Raw genomic sequence first — 14,132 nt, forward strand, 5'->3', positions numbered from 1 at the left:
CGGCGAGGGCGGCATTGTCGGAGGGTGTCCCTACACTCATGCGGGTGAGTTCACCGACGACGGCTCAGGCATCGACAACGACCACTTCCGACGGGGGTGAGCGGCCGACGCTGATGCTCCTGGACGGGCATTCGATCGCCTATCGCGCGTTCTTCGCGCTACCGGCGGAGAACTTCAAGACCGTCACCGGGCAGACCACCAACGCGGTGTACGGGTTCACCTCGATGCTGATCAATCTGCTGCGCGACGAGAAGCCCAGTCACGTGGCCGCGGCGTTCGACGTGTCGAGGAAGACCTTCCGGACCGAGGCGTACCCGGAATACAAGGCCAACCGCAGCGCCACCCCGGACGAGTTCCGCGGCCAGGTCGAACTCACCAAGGACGTGCTCGGCGCGCTCGGCATCCCGGTGATGGCCATCGACGGCTACGAGGCCGACGACGTGATCGCCACCCTCACCACCCAGGCCGCGGCCCAGGGCTACCGGGTGCTCATCGTCTCCGGCGACCGCGACTCCATCCAGCTGGTCACCGACGACGTCACCGTGCTCTACCCCCGCAAGGGCGTCTCCGACCTCACCCGCTTCACCCCCGAGGAAGTCGAGGCCAAATACGGCCTGACCCCGGCCCAGTACCCGGACTACGCGGCCCTGCGCGGCGACCCGAGCGACAACCTGCCCGGCGTGCCCCGCGTCGGCGAGAAGACCGCCGCCAAATGGATCCGCGAATACGGCGACCTGGCCACCCTGGTCGACCGGGTCGACCAGGTGAAGGGCAAGGTCGGCGACTCGCTGCGCGAGAACCTGTCCAGCGTGGTGCTCAACCGCCAGCTCACCGAGATGGTGCGTGAGGTCCCGCTGCCCTACACCCCCGATCAGCTGGCGCAGGCGCCGTGGGATCGCGAGAAGATCCACCAGCTCTTCGACGACCTGGAGTTCCGCGTCCTGCGCGACCGCCTGTTCGACACCCTCGGCTCGACCGAACCCGAAGCCGAGTCCGGTTTCGAGATCAGCGGCGCGACCATCGAAGCAGGCACGGTCGCCGACTGGCTGGCCGAACACGCGAAAGCCGGTGTGCGCCACGGACTCTCGATCGTCGGCACCGGCACCCCGGTCGACGGTGACGCGCGCGCGGTGGCCTTCGCCGCCGCCGACGGCGAGGGCGGCTACCTCGACCTCACCACCCTGACCCCCGAGGACGAGGCCGCTCTCGGCATCTGGCTGGCCGATCCGGCCGTGCCCAAGGCCTTACACGAGGCCAAGGCCGCCGAGCACGCCCTGCGCGGCCGCGGCCTGACCCTGGCGGGCCTCACCAGCGACACCGCCTTGGCGGCCTACCTGGTGCGCCCCGGCCAGCGCAGCTTCAACCTCGACGACCTCTCGCTGCGCTATCTCAAGCGCGAACTGCGCGCCGAGACCGGCGACGACGGCCAGCTTTCCCTGCTCGACGACGAAGACACCGTCGCCGCCGACATCGCCCGCGAGGAGATGCTGCGCGCCCGCGCCGTGGCCGACCTGGCCGATGCCCTGGACGCCGAACTCGAACGGATCTCCTCGACCGCCCTGCTCGAGGAGATGGAGCTGCCCCTGCTGGGTGTGCTCGGCAGGCTGGAAGACGCCGGTATCGCCGTCGACGTCAGAAAACTCGAATCACTACAGCGTCAGTTCGCCGACCAGGTCACCGAGGCGGCGAACTCCGCCTACGCGGTGATCGGCAAGCAGATCAACCTCGGCTCGCCCAAGCAGCTGCAGGTGGTGCTGTTCGACGAGCTCGACATGCCCAAGACCAAGCGCACCAAGACCGGCTACACCACCGACGCCGACGCCCTGGAATCGCTGTTCGAGAAGACCGGCCACGCCTTCCTCGAACACCTCCTGGCCCACCGCGATGCGACTCGGCTCAAGGTCACCGTCGACGGCCTGCTCAAGGCGGTCGCTGACGACGGCCGCATCCACACCACCTTCAACCAGACCATCGCCGCCACCGGCCGGCTCTCCTCGACCGAGCCGAACCTGCAGAACATCCCGATCCGCACCGACACCGGCCGCCTGATCCGGGACACCTTCGTCGTCGGCCCCGGCTACGACGAGCTGATGACCGCGGACTACAGCCAGATCGAGATGCGCATCATGGCGCACCTGTCCGGTGACGCGGGCCTGATCGAGGCCTTCAATTCCGGCGAGGACCTGCACACCTTCGTCGCGTCCAAGGCCTTCGACATCCCGCTGCACGAGGTGAGCCCGGAGCTGCGCCGCCGGATCAAGGCGATGTCCTACGGCCTGGCCTACGGTCTGAGCTCCTACGGCCTGTCCGCCCAGCTCAAGATCAGCACGGCCGAGGCCAAAGAGCAGATGGACGTCTACTTCGACCGCTTCGGCGGCATCCGCGACTACCTCTCCGACGTGGTCGACCAGGCCCGCAAGGTCGGCTACACGCAAACCCTGTTCGGCCGCCGCCGCTACCTGCCCGACCTGGACTCCAGCAACCGTCAGCGCCGCGAGGCCGCCGAACGCATGGCCCTCAACGCCCCCATCCAGGGCACCGCCGCCGACATCATCAAGGTCGCGATGATCAATGTGCAGCGGGCGATCACCGAGGCGGGCCTGCGCTCGCGCATGCTGCTGCAGATCCACGACGAACTCGTCTTCGAGGTCGCCGACGGCGAACGCGACACCCTCGAGGCCCTGGCTCGCGCGCAGATGTCGGCCGCCATCGACCTGTCGGTCCCCCTCACCGTCTCGGTCGGCACCGGCCGCAGCTGGGACGCCGCCGCCCACTGACCCCGCCGCGGTGACGCCTTTGTCCAAGCCCCGCGGCCGCACCCGGTCGTAGGGTGGAGGGCAGGAGGTGAGGTCATGACCGGATTCGTGGCGACAGCGGAGGTCGACATCGCCGCCTCCCCGCAGCGGGTGTGGGCGGTGCTGACCGATCCGGCAGAAGTCCGGCGTTTCATGTTCGGGGCCGAGGTGCGCACCGACTGGCGGCCGGGGAGCTCGATCGTCTGGCAGGGCGAGTACCAGGGCAGGTCCTACGAGGACCGCGGGGAGGTCCGCGCGGTGGAACCGGGCCGGTTGCTCGAGCTCACGCACTACAGCCCGCTCAGCGGCTTGCCCGATGTGGCCGAGAACTATCACACGCTCAGCTATGGGCTGACCGGCGACGGTTCCTCGACGCATCTGGCGTTGAGTCAGGACAACAACGCGACCGCGGCCGACGCCGAGCACTCGCGGGAGATGTGGACGGCGCACGTCGCCGGGATCAAGGCTGCCGCCGAACGCGCCTGATCCCCGGTCCGCGCGGCGAACTGTGGCAGCATCGGGCCATGACCGCTGTGATCGCGACCCCGTTGCCCGCGTGCCCCGATATCGAGCAGGCCTTCGCGGCGTCGTGGCCGGTGCGCCTGGGCGACACCGACGGGGACGACCGGTTGCGCCTCGACGCGATCGCGCGGTACCTGCAGGACATCGGGTTCGATCACCTGGACGCGGTCGAGGACGGCGACACCCATCAGACCTGGATCGTGCGGCGCACCGTCATCGATGTGTACGAGCCGATCGAGTTCGGTGACCGGGTGCGGCTGCGGCGCTGGGCCGACGCGCTCTCGAATCGTTGGTGCGACATGCGAATTCAGCTCCGCGGTGAGCGCGGCGGGCGGATCGAGGCCGCCTCGTTCCTGATCCACATCGACCCGGTGGCCGGTCGGCCTGCCCGGATGAGCGATGCCTTCATGGCGCCGATGCTGGCGAGCACCACCGAGCACCGGCTGCGCTGGAAGGCCGCGCTCACCGAGCTGGACGACCCGGAGATCGAGGCGGTGGCGTATCCGCTGCGGGTCACCGACGTCGACCGGCTCGGGCACGTCAACAACGCGGTCTACTGGGAGGCGGTCGAGGAATCCCTGGCCGCGCACCCCGCGCATCACACGCTGCCCTACCGGGCGATCGTCGAGCACGTCGGGCCGGTGATGACGGGCGACAAGGTCGTGCTGCGCACCAGTGCCCGGCCGGGCAGCCTGCGTATCCAGCTCGATGTCGACGGCTCGGCACGCGCCCTCGCCTCGGTCGAACCGCTGCCCGGACCGCCGGCGAGCTGATCGGCCCGGGGCACCGAGTCTGAGCTGCGGTGACGGTACTCACGAGTAGACACGACCGGGTCGTAACAAGGTTGCGGTTTCGCGACGATCGCCCTATTCTCGACCACGTGCCGAATCCCGCCGACCGCTTCGCCGCGCTGCTTGTCGCTGACCGCGACCGCGCGGTCGCTGCTGCGCAGACCGCGCAGGCAGCTACCCGGCAGATTCTTCTCGTAGTAACCCGCCGTAGCGGGGTCTGATTCGGACCGGCCCCCTCGCTGCGGGCTGATTTTCATCGTTCTGCTGGTCCCACCTGCCAACGAAGACAATCTTCGGGAAGACCTCACCTGCAATGACATTGCTCACACTGGACCACGCCCTGTTCGCCGCCGCCCCCCGCGGGCTGCGTACCGAACTCACCGACCTCACCCCCGCCGAGTTCCTCGACCGGTACACCCGGCTCGCGGGTCCCATCACCCTCGGCGAATGGACTTGTTCCGGAACGGATTTCACCGCCACGCTGGAATTCGCCGACCATCTGCGCACCGTCATCGCCACCGGTAGCCCGGTCGCGGCCATGACCTCCGCGCTCTACGACGAGGGCTACCCCCTCGAGATCCTGCAGTTCCATCAGCGTCCGACCGCCGAGGGTATCGCCACTTTCGTCCAGTGCGAACTCGACGGCCGGCGCGGCTGGGCCGCGGCGATGGCCGCCGGTGGCGCCGAGTCGACCGTGCGCGCCATGATCGCCTGCGTCGGCAAGCTCGCGGGCTGATCGGCCCCGGCAACGCCGAAAGGGCCCGTTCACCTCACCAGAGGTGAACGGGCCCTTGACGTTTCGCGCCCTATTCGGCGGGGGAGGACTGCTCGGCGATCTGCTTGCGCACCTCGTCCATGTCCAGGCCCTTGACCTGGGTCACCAGATCCTCGAGCGCGGCGGGCGGCAGCGCACCCGGCTGGGCGAAGACGAGCACGCCCTCGCGGAAGGCCATGATGGTCGGGATCGACTGGATGTTCGCGGCCGCGGCGAGCCCCTGCTCGGCCTCGGTGTCGACCTTGCCGTGCACCACGTCGGGGTGCTTGTCCGAGGAGGTCTCGAAGGTGGGGGCGAAGCTGCGGCACGGACCGCACCAGGAAGCCCAGAAATCGACGAGGACCACGTCGTTTCCGGTGATGACTTCGTCGAAGTTCTGCTGGGTCAGCGTCTGGGTGGCCATGACGTCCTCTCCTTGTCGGTGTCCTCGGCTGTAACGCCGGGGCCTTGCCCTATCTTCCCCCGGCCACGATCCGCTCCGCCCGCGCGTCCCCGTCCCAGCGGCGAATCCCCACCACAACGGCTGGACAGTCGGTGTCGGCGGTGACCGCGCGCACCGCGTCGCCGAGCCGTTCCGGCGGTACCCGGCGCGCCAGGGTCACATGCGGTGTCCACGCGCCGGGCGCGAGATTCGCGGGGATGCCGGGGCACGGCGCGACCACCTCGGCGATCCGGCGTTGCAGGGCGAGCAGCTCCTCGGTGACGACCACCGCGCGCACCACGATCGGCCTGCGCGACCCGAAGATCAGTACCCCGCCCAGCCGGACCGGGAGCGGCGTGAAGGTCAGCCGTTCGAGCTGGTGGTCGATGCGCGGCCAGATCTCGCGCGCCACCGCGACCGTGATGTGCGGGCGATGGGTCCCGCCACGGGGACTGCTGATCCCGGCGTCGGCCAGCGCCGCCCACTGCCTGCGGATCTCGGTCTCGCCGCGCTCGTCGAAGAGCAACTCCACCGACTGCACCATGGTTGTGAAACTAGTCGCCGCGGCGTGTCCGCGTGGCCCGCTCACCCGAACCGGGCCGGGCAGGCGCGAGGATGGAGGGGTGAACGGTGCGAAGGCGAGCCTGCGGCTCGGTGTGATCGACGGTGACGGTATCGGCCCCGAGGTGGTCGCCGCGACGCGCGCGGTGGTCGACGAGGCGGTCGGCGCGGCGGGCCTGGATCCGGTGACCTGGGTGCCGCTGGCGATCGGGCACGAGGCCATCGCCGCCTACGGCGACCCGCTGCCCGAGCAGACCCTCGCCGCCTTGTCCGAGCTCGACGCCTGGATTCTCGGCCCACACGACAATGCCTCCTATCCGGCCGAGATGCGGGTCGCGCCGGGCGGGGCGATCCGCAAGCGCCTCGGCCTCTACGCCAATATCCGGCCGGCGGCCGCGTTCGCCGGGGTGCGCGCCACCGCACCCGATATCGACCTGGTGATCGTGCGGGAGAACAGCGAGGGCTTCTACGCCGACCGCAACATGTTCGCCGGCTCGGGGGAGTTCCGCCCGACCGAGGATGTGGCGCTGGCGGTCGCGGTGGTCACCCGGCAGGCCTGCGAACGGATCGCGCATCAGGCGATGCGGCTGGCCCAGGGCAGGCGCAAGCGGGTGACCGTGGTGCACAAGGCCAATGTGCTGCCGATGACCACCGGCCTGTTCCGCGATGTCTGCTACGAGGTGGCCGCGCAGTATCCCGACGTGCGGGTCGACGACGCGCACGTCGACGCGATGGCCGCGCACCTGGTCCGCGCGCCGGGCGACTACGACGTGATCGTCACCGAGAACCTCTTCGGCGACATCCTCTCCGACCTGGCCGGGGAACTGAGCGGCTCGCTCGGCATGGCCCCGTCGCTGAACTGTTCCGACACCAAGGCGATGGCCCAGGCGGTGCACGGCGCGGCGCCGGGGCTGGCCGGCCACAACCGGGCCAATCCGGTGGCCTTGCAGTTGTCGGCGGCGATGTTGTTGCGCTGGTTGGCCGTTCGCGACGCGAACCCGCGCGTGCACGAGGTGGCCGAGCGGATCAGCCGGGCGGTGGCGGCGACGCTGGCGGCCGGTGTCGCCACCGCCGATCTCGGTGGCCTCGCCTCCACCAGCGAATTCACCGAACAGGTCACCGCCCGCGTGCACCGGCGCTGACGCGTGTTCTTCCGTATCCGGTGGTGAATCTTCGGTTACTGTCGCACCACGCTGCGTCCGGTTCGCCTACATTGCCAAGAAGGCGCTGACCGCGTAGAGGCGAATGGTGGAGGCCCTGTGTCAGGTGGATTGGTTCTCGGTCGCCGCGCCGCGCGACTGCTGTGTTCGGTGGTGGGCGTCGCGCTGGTCTCGGCCGGGTGCGTGCACAACACCGAGGGCGATACGGCCGATGTCGCCAAGGTGCGGGTCGAGACCGTCGCCGAACTCGCCGCGACCGTGCCCGAGCGGATCCGCCAGGCCGGCAAGATCGTCGTCGGCGTCAATGTGCCGTACCAGCCGAACGAATACCGGGACGCGAGCGGCCGGATCGTCGGTTTCGACGTCGATCTGCTCGACGCCGTCGCCACGACCCTCGGCCTGCGGGTCGACTACGTCGAATCCTCGTTCGAGAAGATCATTCCCGCGATCCAGGCAGGCACCTATGACGTCGGCATGTCCTCGATCACCGATTCGCGCGAACGCGAACAGCAGGTCGATTTCACGACCTATTTCTCCGCCGGTATCCAGTGGGCGCAGCGCGTGGGCAAGGACATCGATCCCGGCAACGCCTGTGGCAAGAAGGTCGCCGTGCAGGCGACCACCGTCGAACACACCGAGGAAGTGCCCGCCAAGAGCGCGAAATGTGTCGCCGAGGGTAAGGATCCGATCGATATGAAAGCCTTCGACGAGCAGAGCGCGGCCACCAACGCGCTGGTCCTCGGCCAGGTCGACGCCATGTCCGCGGATTCGCCGGTGACGGCGTACGCGATCAAGCAGACCGACGGCCAGATCGAGGCGGCGGGCCCGATCTTCGAATCCGCGCCCTACGGCTGGGCGGTGCAGAAGTCCTCGCCGCTGGCGGTGTCGCTGCAGAAGGCGTTGCAGCATCTGATCGACACCGGCAAATACGACCAGATCACCGCCAACTGGGGTGTCCAGGACGGGCGGATCAAGACCTCGGTGATCAACGGCGCGGTGAGCTGACATGGCCGTCCAGGACGAACCCGAGATCATCGAAGCCGTCCCGTTGCGCAGGCCGGGGCGCTGGATCGCGGCCGCGCTCATCCTGATCCTGCTCGGCCTGTTCGTCTACGGCGCGGCCACCAACCCGGCCTATCGCTGGGACACCTACGGCAAGTACCTGTTCGACTACCGGATCACCCAGGGCGCGATCGTCACCCTGGAACTCACCGTGCTCGCGATGTCCATCGCGGTGGGCCTGGGCACTGTGCTCGCGGTGATGCGGCTGTCGCCGAACCCGGTCCTGCGCACCACGGCGTGGGTGTATCTGTGGATCTTCCGCGGCACCCCGGTCTTCGTGCAGCTGGTGTTCTGGGGCCTGGTGCCCTCGCTGTACAAGCAGATCGACCTCGGGGTGCCGTTCGGGCCGCAGTTCTTCCACCTCGACGTGCAGCAGCTGCAGGCGGCGTTCCTGTTCGCGGTGATCGGCCTCGGTCTCAACGAGGCGGCCTATATGGCCGAGATCGTGCGCGCCGGGATCAACTCCGTGGGTGAGGGGCAGCGGGAGGCCTCGGTCGCGCTGGGCATGTCGTGGACCCAGACCATGCGCCGCACCGTGCTGCCGCAGGCGATGCGGGTGATCATCCCGCCGACCGGCAACGAGCTGATCGGCATGCTCAAGACCACCTCGCTGGTCACGGCCATCCCGCTGAGCACCGACCTGTTCGGCCGCGCCCGCGACATCTACGGCGTCAACTTCCAGCCGATTCCGCTGCTGCTCGTCTGTGCCACCTGGTACCTGGCGATCACCAGCGTCCTGATGATCGGCCAGTACTACTTGGAGCGCTACTACTCGCGCGGTGCCACCCGGCAGCTGACGGCCAAGCAGCTCGCCGAACTGGCCACCGCCCAGGCGGCGGTGAAGGCGAAATGACCGAATCAGCAGTGACCGCACCGCCGATGGTGCTGGCCGACCGGGTGTGCAAGAACTTCGGCGCGCTGAAGGTGCTCCAGGGTGTCTCGCTGGAGGTGCAGCGGGGCAAGGTGCTGTGCCTGGTCGGGCCGTCGGGCTCGGGCAAGTCGACGTTCCTGCGCTGCATCAACCACCTCGAGCAGGTGAACGCGGGCAGGCTCTACGTCGACGGCGATCTCGTCGGCTACCGGGAGAAGAACGGAAAGCTCTACGAGATGCACCCGCGTGACGCCGCGATCCAGCGCCGCGACATCGGCATGGTGTTCCAGCATTTCAATCTGTTCCCGCACCGCACCGCGCTGGAGAACGTGATCGAGGCGCCCACCCAGGTGCGCGGCATCCGCAAGGCCGACGCGATCGCCAGGGCCGAGGAGCTGCTCGAACGGGTCGGCCTCTCGGCCAAGCGCAACGCCTACCCGGCGCAGCTGTCCGGCGGTCAGCAGCAGCGCGTGGCCATCGCCCGCGCGCTGGCGATGGATCCCAAGCTGATGCTGTTCGACGAGCCGACCTCGGCACTGGACCCGGAACTGGTCGGCGAGGTGCTCACCGTCATGCGCGAACTCGCGGATTCCGGCATGACCATGCTGGTGGTGACCCACGAGATGGGTTTCGCTCGCGAGGTCGCCGACGAGCTGGTGTTCATGGACGGCGGCGTCGTCGTGGAATCGGGTCCGCCGCGTGAGCTGCTGGCGAACCCGCAGGAGGAACGCACCAAGACCTTCCTGTCCCGGCTGCTCTGAACAAGAAGCCGCATCGGTCGGGACACACGCGCGCGTGACGAGGGGAAACGGCCGCCGGAGTCACTATTGTCCGGATCATGCCGCGAATCATCTGGAGAGTGGGTTACGTCGCCTCAGCGCTGGCCGTACTGTCGCAGCCGACCGCGCATGCCGATACCGTCGATCTGCCACCGCACGAGAAGACTTTCGAGTCGGCTATGGGCAGTTTCACCGTCGGCACACACGACGAGGTCATCTATCGCATCGCGCCGTTGAACGGCGTCCCCACCAGCCGTGAAGCGTTGGTCTCCACGGTCGCCTACGGTCGGCTCGACGGGCAGGCCGAGGGCGTGCTCAAGACCGGATACTCCGTCGGCTGTGCCGCCAGGCTCGCTGCCGCGGTCCCCGGCATCGATCCCACCACGGAACTCTGGCTCGAGGGGCCGCAGCAGAACTCCGCGACGGAGCAGGTGCAGCGGCAGGCGACCGAGCAGGCGCAGTCCGACACCGTCGAGCAGTCGAGTTCCGGCGAGCGGGTGCAGTCGCGTACGCAGGAGTCCGGGCAGGTACAGGAGTCCGAATCGCGCCAGGTTCTCGAGTTCAACGGCATCCTCCCCTCCATCGCGGTGGACCCGGGTCTGTTCCTGGAACTGGAACTGCAACCCGGCGACATCACCAACATCGATATCGGGGAAGGCAAGCCGCTCATCCCGGGCAAGACGGTGCAGATCGTGACCCGCGACTTCCACATCAAAGTCGACAACTGCGTGGGCCCGGCCACCATCCGCCAATACACCTACGTGCAAACCAGAACACCCGAAGTCGACGACAGCGGAGCGGTGTTCGGCGAGCCGACCACCCTGTAGCGAGTCGCTGTTGTCAGTCGGGTTCGACGGGATTCGCCCTCAGGCGTTCCAGTGATACCTGCGCCTGGGCGATGCGGCGGATGGTGGCCAGTGCGGTGTCGCCGAGCACCGTCAGTACCACGACCGCGTCGATGATGGCATCGCGCCCGCCCGCGGCCAGCGCGGTCGTCACATCGTTCTCCGCGATCACCCGCGCGCCGTCGAAATAGCTGGGCAGGGCTGTTTCGCCCCAGTCCGCGTAGCCCAGTTGCGCGAGCCGCACGAGCACCGAGGTGAGCGTGTCGATCGCCACGGGGCTGGGTTTCATGTCCCAGCCGCGCCGATCCATCTCCGCGCGCACGGTCGCCGCCGCGCGTTCCCACTCCGCGTCGGCCGCGGGCGGTATCGGGGCGGAGATGCTGTCCTGGACCACGCCGAGCAGGCTGAACAGCGGCAGGTCGGGGGAGTCGACGGCGGCGAGGACCTCGCCGACGGTGGCCACGGGCAGGCCGCCCACCTCGATCAGCGCGCGCACCAGCCGAAGCCTGCGCAGATGGTCTTCGCCGTAGCTGGCCTGGTTCGGGCTGGTGCGTTCGCCCGGGGGCAGCAGGCCCTCGCGCAGGTAGTACTTGATCGTCGCCACCGCGATTCCACTGCGCTCGCTCAACTCCGAGATCCGCACAGTTCACCTCCGTTTCCGCGTTCCCCCTTGCTCGCCTTCGCTGTAGCGGATAGTCTAACTATCCATAACAGATAGTACAGCTATCTATCTTGGGAGATTCACCATGACTGCCCACACAACCCCCGATCCGCTGCCACGGCGACAGGCTCGTCTGCATCGCCCCCTGCACTGGTTCGCCGCCGTCAATGCCGTGCTCGCCGTCGTCGCCGTGGTCGGGATGCTCCTCGACGACCGGGTCGTCGCCGGGTCGGCCGCGTGGTTCAAGCCGACCAAGTTCGCGGTGTCGTTCGTGCTCTACAGCATCGCGCTGGCGTGGCTGATCTCGTTGCGGCCCAAGGCATCCCGGCTCACCTGGTGGATGGCGACGGTGATCGTCGTCGCGGGCACGATCGAACAGCTGATCATCGTCGGCCAGGTGGTGCGCGGCACCCGCAGCCACTACAACATGACCACGAGCTTCGACGCCGTCCTGTGGATCATCATGGGCGGCACCATCATCGTGCTCTTCCTCGCCACCATGGTCGTCGCCGCCCAGCTCTCGCTGACCAGAATCGGGGACGCGGCGACCACCTGGTCGATCCGGCTCGGCCTCGCGATCACGCTGGTCGGGCTGGCGCTGGGCAATCTGATGCCGAACCGCGAATCCGGGGTGGCCGACATCGCGGGCGCGCACACCGTCGGCGCGCCCGACGGCACGCCCGGCATGCCAGTGACCGGGTGGAGTACCACCGCCGGTGACCTGCGGATCCCGCACTTCTTCGGCATGCACGCCCTGCAGGTGCTGCCGCTGTTCGCCGCGCTGCTGGTGCTTGTCGCACCACGGATCCCGCTGCTGCGGGTGCTGCGCGTGCGGGTCGGCCTGGTCGTCACCATGGCCGCCGGCTATGCGGCGGTGCTCGCCCTGGTCACTTGGCAGGCCTTGCGCGGGCAGCCGCTGATCCACCCCGACCGGGCCACCCTGACCGTGGCCGCCGCGATACTCACCGGCGTCGTCGCCGGCGTCCTGATCTCGGTCGCGAGCGCGATCGGCACCCGAAAGGCAGTCACCGCATGAACACGCTGTTCGACCTGTCCTTCTTCGTCACCGTCCCGTTCTGGGCGCTGATGATCCTGGCGCCCACCTGGCACTGGACCCGCACGATCATCGGCTCACCGTGGATCACCCTGGTGCCCCTGGTGATCTGGGCCGTCGTCGCCGTCCCGGTCCTCGGCACGATGTGGTCCCTGGTGACCTCCCCGTCCCTGCCCGCGATCACCGACGCTGTCGCCGACCCCGCCGTCCTGACCGCACTCTGGGCCCAGATCATCGCCTGGGACCTGTTCCTCGGCCGCTGGATCTACCTCGACAGCCGCGACCGCGCCATCCATCCCCTGCTGATGGCGCCGCTGCTGATCGGCACGATCCTGCTGTCGCCCATCGCGTTTCCCATCTACCTGCTCGTCCGGGAGCCGGCAGGACGCGGTCCGGTGCGCAGGTCGTCGGCGTCGGCGTCGCGAGAAGATCCGATCCCGGCATGACGTGAACGGGCCAGGACCGCGGTGGTCCGGCCCGCGCCTCCTCCGTGAACAAGAAGCCCGCCTCGGGGCTCAGAGATCAATCGAAGAGGCAGAGGTCGATGGATTCCGCGAGGGCGGCATAGCCGGCGTCGCTGCCATGCAGGTTGTCACCCTCGTGCAGGTCACCGCGGATCCGGCGGGGGTCGGCGGGGTCGCGCCAGACGGCATCGAAGTCGAGTACGCCGTCGAAGGCGTCGCTCGTGCGGATCCATGTGTTGACCTGCTCGCGTGCCTTGTCGCCCTCGGGGGTGTACATATCCGAGCCGCCATAGGGGGCGATGGTCGCGGCATACGCCTTGGCACCGTGCGCGTGGGCTCGAGCCGCCAGTTGGAGGTGCGCGGCGATGATGTCGTCCACATCGACGGCCGCTCCGGGGAACATCGAGAGCAATCCCGCGGTCTCCTCGGTGCGCGGGGCGAAGGTGGACATGACGTCGTTGCCCACGGCGATCACCACGTGACTGAGTCCCGGCGTGGCGAGGACGTCGCGGTCGAAGCGGGCGAGGGCGGCGGTGCCGATGCCGTCGTTGAGCATACGGTTGCCGTTGATGCCCTGGCTGACCACGCAGCGCGTCTGTCCGTTGCGGGCTGCCAGGCGCTCGGCGAGCAGATCGGTCCAGCGTCGGTCCGCGCCGGGGGTGGATCCGGTTCCGTCGACGCGGGAGTCACCGATCACGGCGATAGCCTTGACCGGTGTGTCAGGCTGTACTTCCACCGCCGTGATCAGGGCTTGCGCCGCCAAAAGAGCGGCGTCGGTAGGTAGTGAGGCGAGCGTGGTCCCGTTGCCGGTGATGAGCCAGCCCAGCGTGTGAAAGGCTCCGTGGCAGGTTGGGCTATCGACTCTACCGGGCAGGTACAGGCTGATGGCCAGCCGCGACAGCGCGTCAGTCGGCAGATCGATGGGATCGCTGAGGATCGGCGCGCCCGCCGGCACGGTGGCGGTCGGCCTGCCGCTGAAGGTCACCGCACGGTCACTGCCGTCCTGGCTGCCGCCGTCGGTGTTCGCGAGGGCGACACGAGCGGCGCCGATGGTCAGCGGTGCGATTCCGTACTCGTTGCTGATTCGGATACGCAAGTGGTGTCCGCCGCCGCTGATGCGAACTACTTGCCGCAGCGTCGCGTTCTCGAACGGTTCGACGAAGCTGACAGAGCTGTCTGGCGCCTGCGGGGAAGCTCCCCAGGTGCGAACCCATGCCATGGCATTCGGGTCCGAACCTGTGGAGCGGGAGAAGGTGTTGATGGCGCGGTTCACGGTTGTTCATCCTTCGGCTGATGGGTGTCACGGCGGTACTCGAGATTGGGTGGTGCTCGAAGAGTTCGGTGTCAGGCAGCCTCGCGTGCTGCACCGGA

Annotated in this window: 16 protein-coding genes; 12 read left to right on the forward strand and 4 right to left on the reverse strand. The window is 68.4% G+C overall.

What is annotated here, in order from left to right:
* Positions 1-38: 38 nt before the first annotated feature.
* From polA to ACFXK0_RS24690, 5 genes are all read left to right on the forward strand, one after another.
* The gene (polA, locus tag ACFXK0_RS24670) at positions 39-2,777 is read left to right on the forward strand and encodes a DNA polymerase I (protein WP_379413142.1); all 2,739 of its coding nucleotides are present in this window, start codon (positions 39-41) and stop codon (positions 2,775-2,777) included.
* Between the two features lie 75 nt (positions 2,778-2,852).
* Positions 2,853-3,281 carry an SRPBCC domain-containing protein gene (locus ACFXK0_RS24675; RefSeq protein WP_379413144.1) on the forward strand — a complete coding sequence of 143 codons (429 nt, stop codon included), beginning with the start codon at positions 2,853-2,855 and terminating at the stop codon, positions 3,279-3,281.
* 38 nt (positions 3,282-3,319) lie between these two features.
* Positions 3,320-4,090: an acyl-[acyl-carrier-protein] thioesterase gene (locus ACFXK0_RS24680; protein ID WP_379413145.1), complete on the forward strand. Its 771-nt coding sequence runs from the start codon at positions 3,320-3,322 to the stop codon at positions 4,088-4,090.
* Between the two features lie 107 nt (positions 4,091-4,197).
* Positions 4,198-4,329: a hypothetical protein gene (locus ACFXK0_RS24685; protein ID WP_379413147.1), complete on the forward strand. Its 132-nt coding sequence runs from the start codon at positions 4,198-4,200 to the stop codon at positions 4,327-4,329.
* A gap of 92 nt (positions 4,330-4,421) precedes the next feature.
* A complete protein-coding gene (locus tag ACFXK0_RS24690) occupies positions 4,422-4,844 on the forward strand; it encodes a 2-keto-3-deoxygluconate kinase (protein ID WP_379413148.1) in 423 nt (140 codons plus the stop codon).
* Positions 4,845-4,914: 70 nt separating this feature from the next.
* On the opposite strand, the gene trxA is transcribed toward ACFXK0_RS24690, so the two are convergent.
* Together trxA and ACFXK0_RS24700 are read right to left on the reverse strand one after the other, a co-directional pair.
* The gene (trxA, locus tag ACFXK0_RS24695; RefSeq protein WP_379413149.1) at positions 4,915-5,286 is read right to left on the reverse strand and encodes a thioredoxin; all 372 of its coding nucleotides are present in this window, start codon (positions 5,284-5,286) and stop codon (positions 4,915-4,917) included.
* A gap of 49 nt (positions 5,287-5,335) precedes the next feature.
* The gene (locus ACFXK0_RS24700) at positions 5,336-5,848 is read right to left on the reverse strand and encodes a 2'-5' RNA ligase family protein (protein WP_379413151.1); all 513 of its coding nucleotides are present in this window, start codon (positions 5,846-5,848) and stop codon (positions 5,336-5,338) included.
* 79 nt (positions 5,849-5,927) lie between these two features.
* Between ACFXK0_RS24700 and ACFXK0_RS24705 the strand changes: the two genes are divergently transcribed.
* From ACFXK0_RS24705 to ACFXK0_RS24725, 5 genes are all read left to right on the forward strand, one after another.
* Complete coding sequence (locus ACFXK0_RS24705) at positions 5,928-7,007, forward strand: isocitrate/isopropylmalate dehydrogenase family protein (RefSeq protein WP_379413152.1); 1,080 nt, start codon at positions 5,928-5,930, stop codon at positions 7,005-7,007.
* 117 nt (positions 7,008-7,124) lie between these two features.
* Complete coding sequence (locus tag ACFXK0_RS24710; RefSeq protein ID WP_379413153.1) at positions 7,125-8,030, forward strand: ABC transporter substrate-binding protein; 906 nt, start codon at positions 7,125-7,127, stop codon at positions 8,028-8,030.
* Between the two features lies 1 nt (position 8,031).
* Positions 8,032-8,940 carry an amino acid ABC transporter permease gene (locus ACFXK0_RS24715; RefSeq protein ID WP_379413154.1) on the forward strand — a complete coding sequence of 303 codons (909 nt, stop codon included), beginning with the start codon at positions 8,032-8,034 and terminating at the stop codon, positions 8,938-8,940.
* Positions 8,941-8,966: 26 nt separating this feature from the next.
* Positions 8,967-9,719 carry an amino acid ABC transporter ATP-binding protein gene (locus ACFXK0_RS24720; RefSeq protein ID WP_379413193.1) on the forward strand — a complete coding sequence of 251 codons (753 nt, stop codon included), beginning with the start codon at positions 8,967-8,969 and terminating at the stop codon, positions 9,717-9,719.
* Positions 9,720-9,796: 77 nt separating this feature from the next.
* The gene (locus ACFXK0_RS24725) at positions 9,797-10,564 is read left to right on the forward strand and encodes an MspA family porin (protein ID WP_379413156.1); all 768 of its coding nucleotides are present in this window, start codon (positions 9,797-9,799) and stop codon (positions 10,562-10,564) included.
* A 13-nt stretch (positions 10,565-10,577) separates the two neighbouring features.
* On the opposite strand, the gene ACFXK0_RS24730 is transcribed toward ACFXK0_RS24725, so the two are convergent.
* On the reverse strand, positions 10,578-11,225 hold the full coding sequence (locus ACFXK0_RS24730; RefSeq protein ID WP_379413158.1) for a MerR family transcriptional regulator: 648 nt from the start codon (positions 11,223-11,225) through the stop codon (positions 10,578-10,580).
* A 103-nt stretch (positions 11,226-11,328) separates the two neighbouring features.
* Between ACFXK0_RS24730 and ACFXK0_RS24735 the strand changes: the two genes are divergently transcribed.
* Positions 11,329-12,279: a hypothetical protein gene (locus ACFXK0_RS24735; protein WP_379413159.1), complete on the forward strand. Its 951-nt coding sequence runs from the start codon at positions 11,329-11,331 to the stop codon at positions 12,277-12,279.
* Positions 12,276-12,743: an ABA4-like family protein gene (locus tag ACFXK0_RS24740; protein ID WP_379413160.1), complete on the forward strand. Its 468-nt coding sequence runs from the start codon at positions 12,276-12,278 to the stop codon at positions 12,741-12,743. The genes ACFXK0_RS24735 and ACFXK0_RS24740 overlap by 4 nt, the downstream gene beginning before the upstream one ends.
* Before the next feature lie 76 nt (positions 12,744-12,819).
* On the opposite strand, the gene ACFXK0_RS24745 is transcribed toward ACFXK0_RS24740, so the two are convergent.
* On the reverse strand, positions 12,820-14,034 hold the full coding sequence (locus ACFXK0_RS24745) for an SGNH/GDSL hydrolase family protein (RefSeq protein WP_379413161.1): 1,215 nt from the start codon (positions 14,032-14,034) through the stop codon (positions 12,820-12,822).
* Positions 14,035-14,132: the final 98 nt, after the last annotated feature.

Origin of the sequence: Nocardia sp. NPDC059177 (genome assembly GCF_042755165.1) — a bacterium.
Taxonomy (GTDB): Bacteria; Actinomycetota; Actinomycetes; order Mycobacteriales; family Mycobacteriaceae; genus Nocardia.